General features: G+C 40.1%; 15 protein-coding genes. 12 read left to right on the plus strand and 3 right to left on the minus strand.

What is annotated here, in order from left to right; translation table 11 throughout:
- Nucleotides 1–157: 157 nt before the first annotated feature.
- The 3 genes from nrdF to nrdI are packed head-to-tail and all read right to left on the minus strand — an operon-like array spanning nucleotide 158 to nucleotide 3,610.
- Nucleotides 158–1,132, minus strand: a complete 975-nt coding sequence (gene nrdF / locus KJS58_RS09285; protein WP_213532261.1) for a class 1b ribonucleoside-diphosphate reductase subunit beta — start codon at nucleotides 1,130–1,132, stop codon at nucleotides 158–160.
- A gap of 47 nt (nucleotides 1,133–1,179) precedes the next feature.
- Nucleotides 1,180–3,264: a class 1b ribonucleoside-diphosphate reductase subunit alpha gene (gene nrdE, locus KJS58_RS09290; protein WP_213532262.1), complete on the minus strand. Its 2,085-nt coding sequence runs from the start codon at nucleotides 3,262–3,264 to the stop codon at nucleotides 1,180–1,182.
- Nucleotides 3,251–3,610 (minus strand): class Ib ribonucleoside-diphosphate reductase assembly flavoprotein NrdI, encoded by a 360-nt coding sequence (gene nrdI, locus KJS58_RS09295; protein ID WP_213532263.1) that lies wholly within the window; start codon nucleotides 3,608–3,610, stop codon nucleotides 3,251–3,253. Before nrdI ends, nrdE begins: the two co-directional genes overlap by 14 nt.
- Nucleotides 3,611–3,815: 205 nt before the next feature.
- On the opposite strand from nrdI, the gene KJS58_RS09300 reads away from it, so the two are divergent.
- The 12 genes from KJS58_RS09300 to KJS58_RS09355 all read left to right on the plus strand — a co-directional run bounded on the left by KJS58_RS09300 (nucleotide 3,816) and on the right by KJS58_RS09355 (nucleotide 17,621).
- Nucleotides 3,816–4,022 (plus strand): zinc ribbon domain-containing protein, encoded by a 207-nt coding sequence (locus tag KJS58_RS09300; protein WP_191799791.1) that lies wholly within the window; start codon nucleotides 3,816–3,818, stop codon nucleotides 4,020–4,022.
- 212 nt (nucleotides 4,023–4,234) lie between these two features.
- Nucleotides 4,235–5,362: a glycoside hydrolase family 53 protein gene (locus KJS58_RS09305; protein ID WP_213532264.1), complete on the plus strand. Its 1,128-nt coding sequence runs from the start codon at nucleotides 4,235–4,237 to the stop codon at nucleotides 5,360–5,362.
- Between the two features lie 103 nt (nucleotides 5,363–5,465).
- Nucleotides 5,466–6,320: an AraC family transcriptional regulator gene (locus KJS58_RS09310; RefSeq protein ID WP_213532265.1), complete on the plus strand. Its 855-nt coding sequence runs from the start codon at nucleotides 5,466–5,468 to the stop codon at nucleotides 6,318–6,320.
- A gap of 344 nt (nucleotides 6,321–6,664) precedes the next feature.
- Nucleotides 6,665–7,645: a S66 family peptidase gene (locus KJS58_RS09315; RefSeq protein ID WP_249717157.1), complete on the plus strand. Its 981-nt coding sequence runs from the start codon at nucleotides 6,665–6,667 to the stop codon at nucleotides 7,643–7,645.
- Between the two features lie 172 nt (nucleotides 7,646–7,817).
- Entirely contained in the window at nucleotides 7,818–8,468 is a 651-nt protein-coding gene (locus KJS58_RS09320; RefSeq protein ID WP_332084134.1) for a VOC family protein, read from the plus strand.
- A gap of 85 nt (nucleotides 8,469–8,553) precedes the next feature.
- The gene (locus KJS58_RS09325; RefSeq protein WP_213532267.1) at nucleotides 8,554–9,549 is read left to right on the plus strand and encodes an amidohydrolase family protein; all 996 of its coding nucleotides are present in this window, start codon (nucleotides 8,554–8,556) and stop codon (nucleotides 9,547–9,549) included.
- Nucleotides 9,550–9,811: 262 nt separating this feature from the next.
- Complete coding sequence (gene yfmT / locus KJS58_RS09330; protein ID WP_213532268.1) at nucleotides 9,812–11,266, plus strand: benzaldehyde dehydrogenase; 1,455 nt, start codon at nucleotides 9,812–9,814, stop codon at nucleotides 11,264–11,266.
- Between the two features lie 18 nt (nucleotides 11,267–11,284).
- Nucleotides 11,285–12,151: a methyl-accepting chemotaxis protein gene (locus tag KJS58_RS09335; RefSeq protein WP_213532269.1), complete on the plus strand. Its 867-nt coding sequence runs from the start codon at nucleotides 11,285–11,287 to the stop codon at nucleotides 12,149–12,151.
- 206 nt (nucleotides 12,152–12,357) lie between these two features.
- Nucleotides 12,358–13,038, plus strand: coding sequence for a hypothetical protein (locus tag KJS58_RS09340; RefSeq protein WP_213532270.1), 681 nt, complete (start codon nucleotides 12,358–12,360; stop codon nucleotides 13,036–13,038).
- A gap of 277 nt (nucleotides 13,039–13,315) precedes the next feature.
- A complete protein-coding gene (locus KJS58_RS09345) occupies nucleotides 13,316–15,385 on the plus strand; it encodes a pectate lyase family protein (protein ID WP_249717104.1) in 2,070 nt (689 codons plus the stop codon).
- A 203-nt stretch (nucleotides 15,386–15,588) separates the two neighbouring features.
- Nucleotides 15,589–16,500, plus strand: coding sequence for a helix-turn-helix domain-containing protein (locus tag KJS58_RS09350; protein ID WP_213532271.1), 912 nt, complete (start codon nucleotides 15,589–15,591; stop codon nucleotides 16,498–16,500).
- Between the two features lie 128 nt (nucleotides 16,501–16,628).
- Entirely contained in the window at nucleotides 16,629–17,621 is a 993-nt protein-coding gene (locus tag KJS58_RS09355) for an aldo/keto reductase (RefSeq protein ID WP_213532272.1), read from the plus strand.
- The last annotated feature ends 488 nt before the right edge of the window (nucleotides 17,622–18,109 follow it).

The following is an 18,109-nucleotide window of genomic DNA, read 5'->3' on the forward strand; positions in this document are numbered from 1 at the left end:
TACTCATGAAAAATACTCCGTTCTAAAAAATTGTAATGTTAGTATAACGGGACTTTTCTAGAAAGAAAATAGAAAAACCCCGAATGGTAGTCACTTTTTAAGTGTCTACCATTCGGGGTTCAGTTCAGTGAAGAACTGGCTGAGTTTTTTTGATTTCTTATTTATCGAATTCATCAAAATTGAAATCATCATCTGTCAGAGGTTCTACTTTCAAAGCACGAATGTAACCATTTCCTTTTTTGGAGAAGAAGTCATGCTGTTTGGTGTGAGTGCTAATCCCGTTTAACACAATCGGGTTCACTTCTTCGTCTTCAAATAACGGCTCAAAACCGAGGTTCATCATCGCTTTGTTCGCGTTATAGCGCAAGAATACTTCTACATCCTCCACTAAATCAATAGGAGTATAAACCTCTTTCGTGTATTGCAATTCGTTGAGATGAAGCTTTTGTAATAAATCGACGAGGTTCTGATACAACTCTCTTTGTTCTTGAGCATCTAAAGTGGCATAGATCTCCTGTGCTAACACACCAACATATACGCCGTGAATACTCTCGTCACGTAGAATGAGATCAATGATTTCCCCACTGCACGTTAGTTTTCCTTGCCCCGCTAAATAGAGCGGATAGAAGAAACCACTGTAGAACAAATAGCTCTCAAGCAGGACAGAAGCGCACATCGCCATATATAAATCTTTTGAAGTTTCTATGCTTGTATAATATTCACGAATGATTTCGGCTTTGGTTTGCAGATAAGGATTCTCTTCTACCCAGCGAAATACTTGGTCAATTTCTTCCGTTGATGCCAGGGTTGTGAAAATACTGCTGTACGACTTCGCATGAATTTGTTCCATCATTGCCATAAAACTAAGAACGGCTTTACGCTGCAGCCCGTCAACATGCTCCATAATCTGGGGCATCCCAACGCCCCCTTGAATGGTATCTAGGAGGGTAAGGCCTCCAAGAACTTTCATATAAGCATCTTTTTCAGTCTCACTGAGCGTAACCCAGGTCATTTTGTCATCGGATAAAGGGATTTCATCATCGGTCCAAAATTGCATGATGTTCTGATTCCAGAACATCAGTGTGAATTCATCATCTGCACGATTCCAGTTTACAGCTTGAATTGCCGCCATTTTATATCAAACTCCTATCTTCAGTAGCTCTAAAAGATCATTACTTTTTATATAGAACAAGCAAGACACTCTTCCATTGTTAGCTTGTTAGTACGTGTATAATACAGAGATTTGAGCCCTTTGTGAGCAGCATAGACGTAGCACCGAGCTAAGTATCTGGTCGATACATCACTGTTCACATGCAGTACGGTCGAAATACCTTGGTCAACGTGAGGCTGAATTTCTGCAATCAAGTCAATCACTTTGAATTGATCCATCTGATACGCCGATTTGTAATAGAAGAGATTATCTTTTTGCAAGTATGGCATTGGATAATACGTTGTTGAATTTGCATAGGTACGTGTCTCAATCTGCTCTACGATCGGCATTACACTGGATGTTGCGTTTTGGATATAAGAAATGCTTGCTGTTGGAGCAATAGCCATACGATACGCGTGATAGAGACCATGTTCCATGACCTCAGACTTCAGTATTTCCCAATCCTCCGGAGTAGGAATGTAGATTCCATTAAATAATGCTTGTACTTTGGATGTTACAGGACGGTAATCGGTGGTTAGATAACGATCGAAATAAACTCCTGTCGCATAATCTGATTTTTCAAATCCATAGAATCGCTGCCCCGTTTGCTTAGCAAACTCCATACTTTTTTCCAAGGAGTGATAATTCATTGTCATGAAGAAGGTACGCACAAAGTCTTTGGCTTCGTTGCTCTCATAAGCAATCTTGTTTTTGGCAAAATAGCCGTGAAGATTCATTACACCGAGGCCGACAGAATGCATTTCAGCATTTGCTTTTGCGACACCTGGAGCATTGTCAATATGAGTCATATCGCTGACAGAGGTCAGTGCAATCATACCTTCATGAACTGATTCCTTGAGCTTGCCGCTCTCCATCACATTCACGATATTAAGAGAAGCGAGGTTGCAGCTAATATCTTTGCGGATCATGTCGGGCTGACCGTAATCCGTAATTTCAGAAGTTTCCTGCAGTTGGAAAATCTCTGTACAGAGGTTTGACATTTTTACTTGTCCTACATTTTTTAGCGGATGAGCTTGATTCGCGTTTGTTTTATTGACGATATACGGATAGCCGGATTCAAGCTGAACCATCGCTATTTTGGTCAGCATATCGCGAGCACCCATGACTTTTTTCTTCTTCACACGATCGTCAGCCAGCAGCGTGTCATACATCACGTCAAGATCCATATCATCTAAATGTGTTCCATAATTCTTATATACACTATAAGGAGCGAAAACATAGAGCGGCTCATTATCTTGAGCGAGCTTATAAAAACGATTCGGAACAATAAGTCCAATCGAAAGGGTTTTTAGACGGATTTTCTCATCTGCATTGATTTTTTTGCTATCGAGGAACTCCATTACATCCCAGCCAAAAATATTATAATAAGCTGCTCCCGAACCTTTGCGTTGTCCCATCTGGTCTGCATAAGAGAAACCATCTTCCATCAGTTTCAGAACAGGCGTAATTCCTTTAGCAGCACCTTCAACACCCTTAATAGCTTCCCCGCGAGCACGCAGTTTGGATAAGTTAACCGCAACGCCGCCGCCAATTTTGGATAATTGCATACAAGTGTTCAGTACATAGTTAATCGAGTTGAGTGCATCATCCATTTCAAGCAGGAAGCAAGAAACGAGTTCACCACGCCGACTTTTTCCTGCATTTAAAAATGTGGGAGTTGCAGGCTGAAGGCGCTGCTCCATCATTGAACGAGACAACAAACAAGCCGTATCAAAGTTACCTCGCCCTAGATGAAGAGCGACTGCCGCTACACGATCAGCATACGATTCAAGGTAGGTTTTTCGGTCACGGCTTCGAAGTGCATAGTCCGTATAGAACTTGGATGCTGCCATGTAGGAAGGGAACTGGTAACCATAGCCGTGTGTAATTTCAAATACGGTTCTAACTTCATCCAGGGTATAGACAGCATAAAAATCTTCGTAATAATCTTGTTCAATCATATATTTAATCTGCTCATCGATACTCGCAAATTGCAGACTTTTACTTTTTACTTCTTTCATGAATTCCTCTACAGCTTCTTTGTCTTTATGTAATTGAAAGAAACCATCAGAGTCACGCTGTAGTAACATGTTGTTTAATTCAATATGACGCAATGCGGCTCACCTCTTGTTTAAAATATTCAACATCACTTTTTGTACCGGATAATTCGAATTTACTAATAACAGGAACGTTATAAGATGCGGATATTAAATCTGCACTTTTGGCAAAACGTTCACCCCAATTGCGGTTACCGCTGGCAGCAACGCCAATCAGGTATTTTGAGTTTTTTTGCAAAAAAGAAGACACCTTCTCAGGTATCTGTCCAAAACCTGTCGTATATGTGATGAGTACGTAGGGTTCATCAATCGTCATTTGATTCTGAATTTGAACCGCCGGAAGTGACAGCTTCGATATGAATCTTTTTACATTCCCAGTCATGGAATCATAAACAATTAACAATATCTTATCCCCCTTGATTGATAAAAAAGGCATTGATTTTATACTATATATAGACTGTGTTTATAATTTTATATCAATATATAGAATTGTCAAATGTTTTTAAGAGTCATGTATGACTCTTTATTCCAAATTTCCAAGATAGAGATTGAAACCTGAAATGATTCCAATTCGTATTCATAACTATATAAATAGGAGGCGATTTTAAATGAGTGGAAGAGGTTGTTTTAAATGCGGAGGTTTGGAAGCGGACACCAAAGAAGTTGCGATGACAGGTACTGGATTATCAAAAATGTTTGATATACAAAATAATCAATTTATTGTAGTTTACTGCAAAAATTGCGGGTATTCCGAATTCTATAACAAGAAATCCTCGAAGGCTTCGAATATCATCGACTTCTTTTTCGGTGGATAAGTTTTCGAAAGAGAGCCTTGGAATTACTTTTTGAATAAAAGAAAATAAGGACGAATATTCAGGGACTACCCTGGTATTTCGTCCTTTTTCATGTTTTTTAACATCTTGAATACATCATATTCTTATACCATTTACCCATCGTTTTTTATATATCAACTCTACCTGAAAACGCTTTATAATATGTGAATTGACACATAGAAGGGAAGAACTTTATGACTCGTTTGTTTGTTAAAGGTGCAGACATCTCCATGCTGAAAGAAGTTGAAGACTTCGGAGGGAGATATTATCTAGGTGAGGAACAAAAAGACTTATTCGAAATATTACAAATAAAAGGACTCAATACGGTTCGATTGCGCTTGTGGGTGAACCCATATGATGAAGAAGGTAAGCCATATATGGGCGGCACGAATGATCTGGAGACGACGATTGAACTGGCAAAAAGAGCAAAAGCACACGGAATGCAATTTATGCTGGATTTTCATTACAGTGATTTTTGGGCAGATCCCAAGAAACAAGACAAGCCAAAGGCTTGGCAGTCTTATACAGGTGATAGGTTGGAAGAGGAAGTATATCGCTATACCAGGGAAGTGCTTGAAGTATGCAGACTGTGTGATGTCATGCCGGATCTGGTACAAATCGGGAATGAGACAACAAACGGCATGCTTTGGCCAGAAGGTAAAACACCTAACTATGTTCCTGAGAAGCAAAGTTTTGAAGAAACAGAAGCAGCGGAGTGGGGTAAGTCGTACGATTCTCTTGCAGCATTCTTGAAAGCAGGGGTGCGGGCAGCGAGAGAAGCAGGACCTATGAAAATTATTTTGCACCTTGATGCCGGTGGGCAAAATGTATTATACCGCACATGGTTTGATGAAATGAGTAAACGTAACGTAGATTATGATATTATCGGGTTATCTTACTATCCGATCTGGCATGGCGGTCTCGAAGATTTACAGTTTAATTTGGAAGATATCAGTGCTCGCTTTAATAAAGAGGTGCTTGTTGTAGAAACGGCTTATGGACATACGACGGAAAGTTTGTCTGGAGCAGATATTTTCACAGAAGAAATGTCCAAGATTGCTGGATACCCGCCAACAGTGGAAGGCCAGGGGCAGTTTCTTCAAGATTTAATGGAGACAGTCCGTAAAGTTCCTGACGGAAAAGGTCTCGGTATTGTATACTGGGAGCCGGCGTGGCTGCCGGTAAAAGGGACGAGCTGGGCAAGTTTGGCCGGTATGAAATATGGCAACGATGTCTCGGAAATGGGAAATCATTGGGCCAACCAAGGATTGTTCGATTTTGAGGGTAAGGCGCTTGCTTCATTAGATGTATTTCTAAAATAAAAGAATCGAAATAATCCAAGTATAGAGTTGTTTTGAGCTCTTTACTTGGATTTTTTTTGTTATCATATGAATATTGAAGGATCTATTTAAGGGGGAGGAGAAGATGAACTGGGGCGACGAGAACAAAAGATGTGTATTTAATACAATAGAGCGCTCACTTCCATTATTTGTTGAAACGATTGGATATAGTGCTTGGGAACGGATATTTACACGAACAGACGGATACCCGTATTATCACTGGCTATATACTTTGGAAGGGGAAGGAAGTATGGAAATGGGGGGAGAACGCTTCCTGCTGACATCAGGTCAAGGAGTACTGCTCACCCCATTCACACCTCATTCCTATTCCCCTGCATCGGATCGATGGGTAACCGTATACATTACATTCGGCGGCACTGCTGCTGAAGCTGTACTGAACTCGCTTGATATGAATACTTCTGCAATTTATTCTATCGATTCAGAAGGTGCATCTTTCGTATCTCTCATGGAAGAGATGATTCATAAAGCGGACTGGGGTACGGAGCTCTCTGGAATGGAATTATCTACAGCACTCTATCGTTTTCTTATGCTGCTCAGAAATTACGGTATGCGTGACGAACAGCCCTCATTATCTCAATATTATGATAAACTTCGTCCCGTTGTGCGATGGATGGAAGAGCATTTTTCATCGAACGTGGGACTGGCTGAGATGGTGGAACAAGCGAATATGAGTGTTTCGTACTTGAATGAGCTTTTTCGGGATGCATTTGGTATGAGTCCTTACTCTTACCTGATCCACCTGCGTCTCCGTCAAGCTAAAAAAATGATGATCATGAATCCTGATAAAACTCTCAAAGAAGTGTCCGCACAGACTGGCTTTAACGATGTGAGTCATTTTGTGGCGACGTTTCGAAAAAAGGAAGGGATTACACCGGCCAAATACAGAGAACTACATATTTCTACGGAGAGAACAGATTAAAAGGAAAATCAAAAAAAGCAACCGCTATAGTCGGCTGCTTTTTTTATATGAATTTTTCATATAAGGTTAATTCTTGATTTCTACTCAGAGGCATAACCTACCATTAATATTATTATTTCAACATATGAAAAATTCACAATAATAAGATCTATATCGTTTCTATCTACTCCTCCTATAACCAACCTTATTTGATATCTATCTCATTAACTTAGTATTAAAAACAAAAAAACATATTATTCTAAAAAAAGATAGATTATAATATCGAAAAAATTAAAAATCCACTAAAAAATAGAAATGGGAGGAATCCGATGATTCAGTAGCCGTTTTTAGAAAAAGGAACGACCATTGGAGTAACTGCACCTTCATCGGGAGTTGAGAATACACTACATAAACTGCTTGAGCAGGCAGTCCTTCGTCTAGAGGGGAAAGGATACCGCGTGGTTTGCGGTCAAACGGTGTGGGCTCAGCACAAAGCAAAATCAGCATCTGCCAGCATACGTGCAGATGAACTTAATGATTTTTTGCAGAATGACAAAATCGGTATGATTTTTCCGCCTTGGGGCGGGGAGTTATTAATTGAGATCGTGGATCAGATTGGATATGAACGAATTCAACCAAAGTGGATCCTGGGTTACTCAGATACTAGTGTGTTGCTGCTGGCTATTACGCTAATGACGGGTATTGCTACAGCGCATGGTACAAATCTGATGGATATAAGAGGAATATATTCGGACGAGACGACTGCCATGTGGGAAACGGTTCTAGCTACACGGCCGGGTAAAACAAATCAGCAAATCTCTTCAGAACGATATCAGAAGAAATGGAAACATGAGGAGCCTTCACCCTGTATTTTCGAATTAACAGAACCTACCGAGTGGAAGACAACTTTAGGATCTGATGTGACTCTGCGTGGTCGTTTACTAGGTGGCTGCATTGATGTGATCCGGCATTTGATAGGGACTCCTTACGGTGATGTTGAGACATTTCAGCGTCAGTATATACATGGTGAACCGATTCTTTGGTATCTAGAAAATTGTGAACTCAGTGCAACGGACCTTCGAAGGTCTCTTATTCAAATGAAACTGGCAGGTTGGTTTGCACATTGCAGTGGTATTTTATTTGGACGAAGCCATGCGAATAAGCCAGTAGAAGGTTATGATGTACTGGATGTATACGAAGAAATTGGGGCAGAACTGGGTATCCCTATCGTCTACGATATAGACTGTGGGCATATGCCACCTCAGATTACTTTGGTGAACGGAGCAGCAGCTGAAGTTGAGGTGAGAAATGGCAAAGCTACAATCATACAGATTTTCGAACGATAAGTTTTAGTCGTATTCGCTAGAAGACAAATCATATCTGATGTTTTTAATGTATTCGTTAGAAAAGTTCGACAGTAGAACATCTGGCTCGCTCCAATTATGTTAAATTAGAAATATGAAATATTTAAATATCATAGGAATGGTGTGGTGAATCTTGATTTTTGAAGAGGTTATATTGAATACTCACGAATTAGAGGATTTGAAAACATTTTATGTCCATACCTTAGGGTTCGGTTTAGTAAAAGAAGATACCAATTCCTTTACAGTTGCTGTTGGGCAAACGAATCTCACATTTGTTCTAACCGAAGCAGAGGAAGAGAAACCTTTTTATCACTTCGCAGTGAATATTAATGAGGACAAGTTCAAACTTGCCAAGGCATATTTGTCAGAACGGGTTACTTTGCTGAAAGACGAGTCGCAAGATGAGTTCAAGTTTGAAAGTTGGAACGCTCACGCTGTCTATTTTTGTGATCCGGCAGGGAACATTGTTGAATTTATCGCTCGCCATAATATTAAGAGTAAAAGTGTTTCTTCCCATGAATTTACGAATGAAGATATTCTATGTGTTAGTGAAGTGGGATTACCCGTTCCGGATGTGGAAAGCGTAGTTTCTGCATTAGAAGCAGACATGAACCTGCCTTTATGGAAAGGGGATCGCTCCATATTTCAGCCTGTTGGGGATGAACATGGACTATTTATTGTAGTGGTTACAGACCGGATCTGGTTGCCAACGAGTCAGAAAGCTACCATCTTCCCGGTAACCGTTAAAATGAAAGATAATGATAAGAAATACAAATTCTCCAATTTACCTTATCAAATTATTTAAACAGAAAAATTTTTTTGAATAAAGGTCATTACCGCTACTTACATCGATAGAAATACATACATTAATAGACTGGTTGGTGTGATAATTGAAAATCATTGCGCTTGAAGAACACTTTACTAACCCTGCACTGAATGCAGATATTCAAAAACAGGTTGAAAAATTGTCACCTCACTTTTATGAAGCTTATGGCAATAATGGACTAGGAGGCTCACCCAGTCAGGAAGAGCTGATCGATATGGGAAGCCTTCGCCTAGCAAATATGGACGCGAATGGCATCGACATTCAGTGTCTGTCGTATTCAGCTCCGGGAGCACAAATCCTTCCCCCATCGGAAGCTATTTTTTTCGCAAAAGAAGCTAACGATTATTTGGCAGACGCCATAAAAGCACATCCTGATCGTTTTGTTGGATTTGCCATGTTACCTACCGCTGCACCGGAACAGGCTGCACTTGAATTAGAACGAGCCGTTCGTCAGCTGAATTTCAAAGGATTTATGATAAATGGACGTACGGATGGACTGTTTCTTGATCATGTGAAATTTCGTCCTATTCTTGAAGCAGCGTCTGCTCTGGACGTTCCCCTCTTCTTACATCCTTCGTTAATATCGAAGGAAATACAGGAATCTTATTATGGTAGTTTTGATCCGCTTGTCAGCACTCGCTTTGCCACGTCAGGTTTTGGATGGCATGCCGAAACAGGTATTCATGCCATGCGTATGATTCTTGGCGGTATTTTTGATGAGTATCCTAATTTGCAAATCATTCTAGGTCATTGGGGAGAAATGATTCCTCCATTTTTGGATAGAATGGACTCCACTCTGTCTGAGGCGGCGAAGCACCTTCAGCGCAGTGTATCGGAGTATTTTACGAGCCATATGTACGTTACGCCAAGCGGTATGTGGAGTATCCCACAGCTGATGATGAACATGGAGATTATGGGAGCAGATCGAATTATGTATTCTGTAGATTACCCTTTCATCAAGAATGAAGAGGCACGAGCTTTTATAGAAAATGCCCCAATTCGTAATCTGGATAAAGAAAAGATATCTCATATAAATGCAGAAAAACTGCTGAAACTATAAATGGATATTACAATACAAGACTTCAGATGAAATCTATATGGAGAAATCCTGGATAAGTCGCCATCACGGCGGCTTTTTTAATATTCAATAAACAGCTTTCAATATACATTTGAAGGTAATAAAAACATATACTTGGCATTAATCGAAATATAATAATATAACTCATTCTAAAATGAATTTTAAAATGGGTCTTAACAACTACCTGCATGATGTCGATATATAAATAATACTAACTTAATAGAGTTTACATAGGAGGAAGAAAATGCAGTTTACAGACTTAGGAAAACAATTTATTAATGGGGTATGGAGAGATGGTAAGAGTGAAAAAACATTACCTGATATCAATCCATATAATGATGAAGTTATTACTACGTTCCATATAGCGAATGTCGCTGATATTGATGATGCATATCAAGCAGCACACCAAGCAAAACTCGAATGGGATAAAGTTAACGCATACAAAAAAAGAGATATTATAGAAAAAGCAGTTACATACATAGAAGCAAATGAAGAAGAAATTACATCCCTGATCATTCAAGAACTGGGTGGAACGCGTATGAAAGCAGCTTTTGAGATTGGCCTAGTGAAAAATATGATTAAAGAAGCAGCTACATTCCCAATTCGTATGGAAGGCAAGATTTTACCTTCTACGGAAGATGGTAAGGAAAACAGATTGTATAGAAGCCCAGCAGGTGTGGTGGGAGTAATTAGTCCATTTAACTTCCCATTCTTCTTGTCCATGAAATCTGTAGCACCTGCACTCGGTGCCGGTAATGGCGTAGTATTGAAACCACATGAGGATACACCAATCACGGGTGGAACTCTCATTGGTAAAATCTTCGAAGAAGCAGGATTACCAAAAGGGCTATTAAATGTGGTTGTTACCGATATTAAAGAGATTGGCGATGCATTTGTAGAACATCCAATTCCAAGAATTATCTCATTTACTGGATCGACAAAAGTCGGAAGTTATATTGGTCAACTGGCCGTTAAAAACTATAAAAAACCGCTGCTTGAACTGGGCGGAAACAGTGCGTTTATTATTTTGGAAGATGCAGATATTGATTATGCAGTACAAGCTGCAACGTTCAGCAGATTTACACATCAAGGCCAAATTTGTATGTGTGCAAACCGAATTGTTGTACAAAACTCAGTATATAAAGAGTTTGTAGCTAAATTCAAAGAGAAAGTCACTTCGTTAACGACTGGTGATCCGAGTGATCCGCAGACGGTAATTGGTCCGGTTATCAATCATCGTCAAGCAGAGACACTTCAAAAACTCATAGCAAAAGGTATTGAACAAGGCGCAGAACTTCTTGTAGAAGGCAAAATCACGGGCAGAATGGTAGAGCCGACCGTTCTTGTTAATGTGAAGACGGATATGGCAGTAGCTCAAGAAGAGTTGTTTGGCCCGGTTGTATGTATTATTCCGTTTGAGACCGAAGAAGAAGGAATTGCAATAGCTAACGATACACCGTTTGGACTTAGCGGAGCCATTCATACATCCAATGTTGAGCGCGGAGTAGAAATGGCGAAGAAAGTTCACACAGGCATGATTCATGTAAATGATATTACGATTAATGACGAACCGATTGTAGCATTTGGCGGCGAGAAACAATCAGGGATGGGCCGTTTGAATGGACAATGGAGCTTGGATGAATTCACTACGATGAAATGGATTTCAGTCAACTACGGACAAAGAAGTTTTCCGTATTAATGGGTAGGGGGAGATACCATGAATCAGGAATCAGAAGATCACACGCAGCACGAACTGATTAGAGCTTTCGTAAAGATCGCACCCCTATTGAAAAGACTAACCAATGATGACATTACGATTGGTATTTATGATACCGAAAAGCTGATCATTAACATTCCAGGCAATACGTTCTCACTGAATGTCACTCCTGGCGACCCTTTGGTAGAAGGGGATATTGTAACCAATGCGATTAGGGATAATACCGAGCTTTCGGCGGTTGTTCCAAAAGAATTATTTGGATTTCCGCTGGCTGCCCGTGCAATACCCTTACATGATGAACAGGGGAATGTTATTGGCGGTGTGGGAATGGGTACCAGTCTAGAAAAAGCGAATAAACTGTTTGAAATGGCAGAAAGTTTCTCCGCTATTGTCGAACAGACTACGGCATCTATCGAAGACATCAGTCAGTCGGTAACCCACCTTAACGATCGGGTGAGCGGCATAACAAGCCAAATGGATGACGTTAGTTCCAGTGCGCAGCAGATTGGTAAGATCTCTGGTGTGGTTAAGGAGATATCAGATCAGAGTAACATGTTAGGACTTAATGCAGCTATAGAAGCAGCAAGAGCTGGAGAAGTGGGAAGAGGTTTCTCTGTCGTAGCCGACGAGATTCGAAAACTGGCGACAAGTTCTAAAGAGAATGTGAATCAGATTAATGGCATTACGAATAACATTCAGGAACTTCTGATGCTATTAAATCATGCTTTTTCCGATATCCACGCATTAACAGATACCCAGGCTATAACGATTCAAGAATTCTCAGCAACAATTATGGAGATCAGCAACAAAGCAGAGGAATTAGCACAAGTTGCTCAAGAAACACTTTATACAAAAGAAAATAAATAGTTATTGGTATGAAAAGAGGAGATACAGGTTTTCTGTATTTCTTCTTTTTTTATTTTCGCAATGTTTACAACCTTTGTTGTGTAACTTCACGCAATATTTTGCGTTAGATTAAATGAACGATATGTCAGTTTTAACAAGAGTAAGCATGAGCTTGACCTGACCTTGACCTTTAGTTAGTAAGGAATAATGTTTTTGGAGGCGGAGATATGGAAATTTTTAAAAGATACAAACGATTAATTTGGATAATAACCATTGTTCTTCTTAGCGTACTCCTTTTCTTTTTTATCATGTTCCTCAATGATCGACCAGGCGGGTTTTCAGATTATCGTACATCCAAGGCTTTAGGAATGACGAGTTCAATCAAGATTCCACTTGGCAAGACTCCTGAAGAGGCTGTCCAAAAATTCAGAGGGAACGATTCACCTAACCGAGTCATTTATCAAGAGCCTGTTGAAGAGGGAGTGCTAGTTTTCATGAATCATCCCGAAAAAGAGGATACAACGAATCTTCAGGTGGAGTTTGTAAGGAAAGCAGGGCTCGGATGGAAATGGGTATGGGGCGGAGGATTTGGTTCATCAAAATCAAATGCTGCTCTCATTTATATGAGTATGTCTAAAATAGATAAGTTATCTACCCCTTTCCCCATGGTCATCGGCAATGTTTTGGACCCGTCTATAAAAAGTATAACGGCCGAGACCAAGGAAAGTGGAGTGCATAAGGCCAAACTAGTAGATATTGATTCGGAAAAAACGATCTGGTTTGTGAATATACCTTCGTCTAGTGTTCCTCCTATAGAAATTAAAGGATTTAACCAAGAAGGGGGACTCGTAGCTGAGACTATTATAAGTGAGTTTAATGACAGTAATAAGATAGAACTTATACGCTGATGTGATGAAATCCATCCACAGAATTTTCAGTTACGTTTTATTGATAATTCAATATTTATGAGCTTCTTTTATAAGTTTGACCATCGGGAAGAAATGCAGATATCTGTATTTCTTCTTTTTTATTCTCTGGATACTTGCATATTAAATTCAAGTGATAAATAAACTGAGTTTAAGATAATTGGCAATATATGTTGATTTGAATTAATAATACTTCCAGCCTATATCTGTAAGCGTTCTTATGACCGATAAAAGAATGGAATATGAGAGGAGTTATTTTATGCGTATACGAAAAAAGTTTAACAAAATGGTAATTCTGGCGCTGAGCATCATTCTTGTGCTTACCACCTTTGTAATTCAGCCAGTTCTAGCCAGTGAACCGTTTCTGGATACCTTTGAGGAAGGTGATTCAAATTGGATTGCCACAAGTGGGAGTTGGTCCGTCGTTAGTGATCAGGGGGGTGCGGTGTATTATCAATCAAGTAGTAGTGAAGGTCGAACTTCTGCGGGTGATCTGGATTGGAGGGATTATTCCGTTACAGCAGATGTGAAAATCACTGATTTTAATGGTTCTACCCGTACTTATGTAGCTGGACGATACACAGATGCAAACAATTACTATGCAGCTTCGCTGTTTAACAATGCTGGCGGGAAACTGGAGATTCGTAAAAAAGTCAAAGGTTCGTCAACGACATTAGTCACCAAAGCTGACTATGAGCTTAAGACAAATGAGTGGTATCACATTAAACTTGAAATGAACGGTGCAACGATTAATATGTATGTAAATGATGTATTGGAGCTTTCCGCTACAGATACGGATCTAACGCAGGGAAGTGTGGGGCTCGTAACTTTGAAATCTGCTGCAATGTACGACAATGTGAAGATTTCAGATGTAATCTCTTCCTTACCAGAGCCTTCACCTGGCACACCGATCGACCCACCAACGGAAACGCCAGTTGATCCACCAGTAGTTCCACCAGTAGATCCGCCAGCGGAGACACCAGATGATACATATGCACTTAGTGAATACAATCTGGGTGGCTTTGCAACGGGAACTACAGGTGGAGGTCAAATTGCAGACACGGATCCTCGCTATGTTAAGGTATACAATGCTTCGGATCTCGCTCTAGCCTTGAAGAAAGGTTCGAAATATAAGGTCATAGAGATCATGAATGATTTGGATCTTGGCTGGAATGAGATTCCTGATGCAGCTAAGGCAGCACCTTTTAGCGCACATAATGCAGCACTGACACACCCAGTATTGAAGGAGACAGGGGTAAGCAAAATAAACATCGATAGTTTTGATGGACTGACGATTTTTTCGTCGAGCGGAGCAACTATTAAACATGCTGCCTTTACTTTTAAACGGAGTAACAACATCATTATTCGCAATTTGGAATTTGACGAGTTGTGGGAGTGGGACGAAGCCTCGAAAGGCGATTACGATAAGAACGATTGGGATTACATTACGGTTGAAAATAGCAGTAATATCTGGATCGATCATACGACATTCCATAAAGCCTATGACGGACTTATCGATATTAAAAAAGGAAGTAATGGTGTAACGATCTCTTGGTCTTCATTTGTAGGGGATGATCAGAGTTCGAACAGCTGGGTTACGCAGCAGATCAATGCGCTTGAAGCGAATAAAACAGCTTATCCGATGTACGCTTATTTGAGAAGCAGTTCTGTCGGAATGAGCAAAGAACAGATTATCGCGGTCGCAGCAAGTCAGAAGAAAGGGCATCTCATTGGAGCTAACGAGTTTGCTACAGATAATCCAGATCTAGAAGTCACCTTGCATCACAATTATTATAAAGATATTCAGGACCGTATGCCTCGCTTACGAGGAGGTAACGTGCATGCATACAACATTGTCATGGATAATGCGGAAGCTTGGACAATGAAGAATAGCATTACATCGGATATGGCTAAGGCCATTTCTGCTAAAGGGTATCATTTTGGAATCACTAGCAATGGTGCTATCTCAACTGAAAATGGTTCAGTGTTACTAGAAAAATCCGTTATTCGTGGTGTTCAGTACCCGCTTCGTAACAATCAGGTGAGTGCGACTCAAAGTAAATATACAGGTAAAATTACAGCCGTAGATACGATCTATGAGCTGGATGAAATTCAGTATAGAGGTGGAAGTGAGGATGCTGGTAGTCCACTCTCACCAGTTCCAGCAGCAGTAATCCCTTTTTCTTGGAACGGTTTTAGTGTATTGCCGTACAGTTACACAGCAGAAGATCCTGCGGGACTTCAGGCAAGATTAACGGCTACGGATGGTGCAGGAGCAGGTAAGTTATCCTTGAGCACGGTTCAGTGGCTATCAACAAACTATAATTAAAATTGAATAATTGAATAATAGATCCTGATTAGAGGGCTGTCCTAATGTAGATTTTCTACGGAGGGACAGTTCTTTTTTTACAGATGTGGAACATGATTAGCAACTGAGCTAAATAAACAAATAATTTGAGCCTAATAGTTAAGTATCTATTCCTTATTCTTGTTATTCTATAGGTAAAAGATAAAAAAGGCGGGACTCTGCATATGTCTATAAAAGTTAGAAAGACAATTAAGGCACCGCAAGAAATGGAAAAAGCACCTGACAAAAAAGGAAGCTTACATCAGAACGGGTTAACCGTTATTACTTTCTGCTTGCATACACAAGGTAAAAAGGGAGCCTTCTTTCTAAAGGATCATCTATTGCTGTTCGTAAAGTCGGGCATTTATACGGTTCGCTTTAACAAAAGGGAATACACTGTTCGGAGCAATGAGATGATATTTATTCATCAATCGACTCTAATTGAGTACGATAAATCGGGAGAATTCGGTTCAGATTACACGCTTGATTACATAATGTTTTTCCTGAATGAGCAGTTGCTGGAAGAATTCATCCAATTCGCTGATGTGAAACTAATTACCCCTGTAGATGATTTTATACCCGTATCCATCATTCCTGTTAATGAACTTACTCAATCATATTTCGAGTCGTTACAGCCCTATCTTGAAAAGCCTGAGAACGTCAGTGATGGACTGGTTAAGGTGAAAATGATGGAATTGTTATTTCATCTGGCAGATTCAAATGAACGTTTTTTATATCAGCTGCTGTATTCGAATAATAATAAAAATCATAGTATTGGCAGAATAATGGAGGAGAATTTCGCGAATCCCGTTTCGCTTCATGATCTTGCTTATATGTCGGGTAGAAGTCTGTCGACGTTTAAAAGAGAGTTTCAGGCAACGTATCATACGTCCCCTTTGAAGTGGATTCGCAACCGTAGGCTCAATGAAGCCAAGAAGCTGTTGTTAGAAACGACGCTCTCCGTCACAGATATATGCTACACCATTGGTTTTGAAAATATCGCCCACTTCTCCAAAGTGTTTAAGCAGCAGTTTGGACTCTCGCCTTCGGAATATCGAAAGCAATTCACGCAAAATGAGCTGAATGGACAAGCATAATGAGCTTATTAGCAAAGAATCTTATTACCGTTCTTGGTATGCTTTTCTCATGCAATACATTCAAAGCAGCTTGTTCATATCGGAAATGAAAGTATGGACTCATTTCTATAAGGAGAGAGGTTAACCAAATGAAATATAGTAAACTTGGAAATACGGGATTGGATGTTTCTCGGCTTTGTCTAGGTTGTATGGGATTTGGAGAAGTTGGACCTGGCTCTCACAAATGGATACTTAATGAAGAGAACAGCCGTCCAATAATAAAGAAAGCGCTCGAGCTTGGCATCAACTTTTTTGATACAGCGAACGTATATGCACAGGGAACAAGCGAGGAAATCGTTGGCAAGGCACTCAAGGATTACGCAAACCGAGACGAAATTGTTCTTGCAACAAAAGTTTTTTCTCGAATGCATGAAGGTCCGAACGGTGCTGGTCTTTCTCGAAAGGCGATTATGAGTGAAATCGATAAGAGTCTCAAACGACTCGGAACCGACTATGTAGATCTATATCAAATCCACCGCTGGGATCACAATACGCCGATTGAAGAAACGATGGAAGCACTACATGATGTGGTGAAGGCAGGTAAGGCAAGATATATTGGAGCATCTGTAATGCACGCTTGGCAGTTTCAAAAGGCCTTACATGTTGCGGAGAAAAATGGATGGACCCGATTTATATCGATGCAAAACCACTACAATCTGATCTACCGTGAAGAGGAAAGGGAGATGATGCCACTGTGTAAGGAAGAAAACATCGGTGTCATTCCCTTTAGCCCGCTTGCATCAGGCCGACTGACTCGTGATTGGCAGGAAACTACACAGCGTTCTGAAACCGATCAAGTGCAAAAAGTGAAGTACGATGCGACTGCGGAAGTCGACCGGGTAATTATCGATCAAGTCGCAGCCATTGCACAGAAACATGATGTTCCCCGTGCTCAAATTGCACTTGCCTGGTTACTGCAGAAAGAACCGGTTACAGCTCCCATTATCGGTGCTACGAAAATATCACATCTGGAAGATGCAGTAGCTGCTCTTTCGATTACGCTAACCTCTGAAGAAATAGCACTACTTGAAGACTCCTATGTACCTCACCCGGTATACGATGCTAATGCAGGTTTTAAATAATGGAATAACGGTGACTGTTACGGACAAAAAAAGTGATAAGTCGGCCACTTAGCTGGTTGTCTTATCGCTTGTTCGTGCAGTTAGATATTGTGATTAGAAAGGAGGATTTTTCGTTTTGGTTCCCTTGCTTATATCGTTTTTTATTGTAGTAGGAATAATTCGATTGGTTAACCTAAAGTTTTTTCCGGTAGATCAAAGGGTCGTGGATGAAGCAAGAGAGGAATACTTGCCGCAAAGAAAAACTTTGGATATAACAGTGTTAATAATTTTGTTGTTATTTTCTATAGTAGTGATGATGTTAGTAGATGATCCAAGATATTCTTTCTTGTTCTTTCTTTTCATGGCATTAACATATGGATATATAGGATTTAGAGATTGGAAATGGAGTAAAAGATCGGGCGAATATAAACGGTATTTTTTGTTAGTTTTAACTTGTGTTATATATACATGTTTAGCATTTATGCTCTTCCGTTAAAAAAGACAGGAAG

This window comes from Paenibacillus sp. J45TS6 (assembly GCF_018403285.1).
GTDB lineage: Bacteria > Bacillota > Bacilli > Paenibacillales > Paenibacillaceae > Paenibacillus.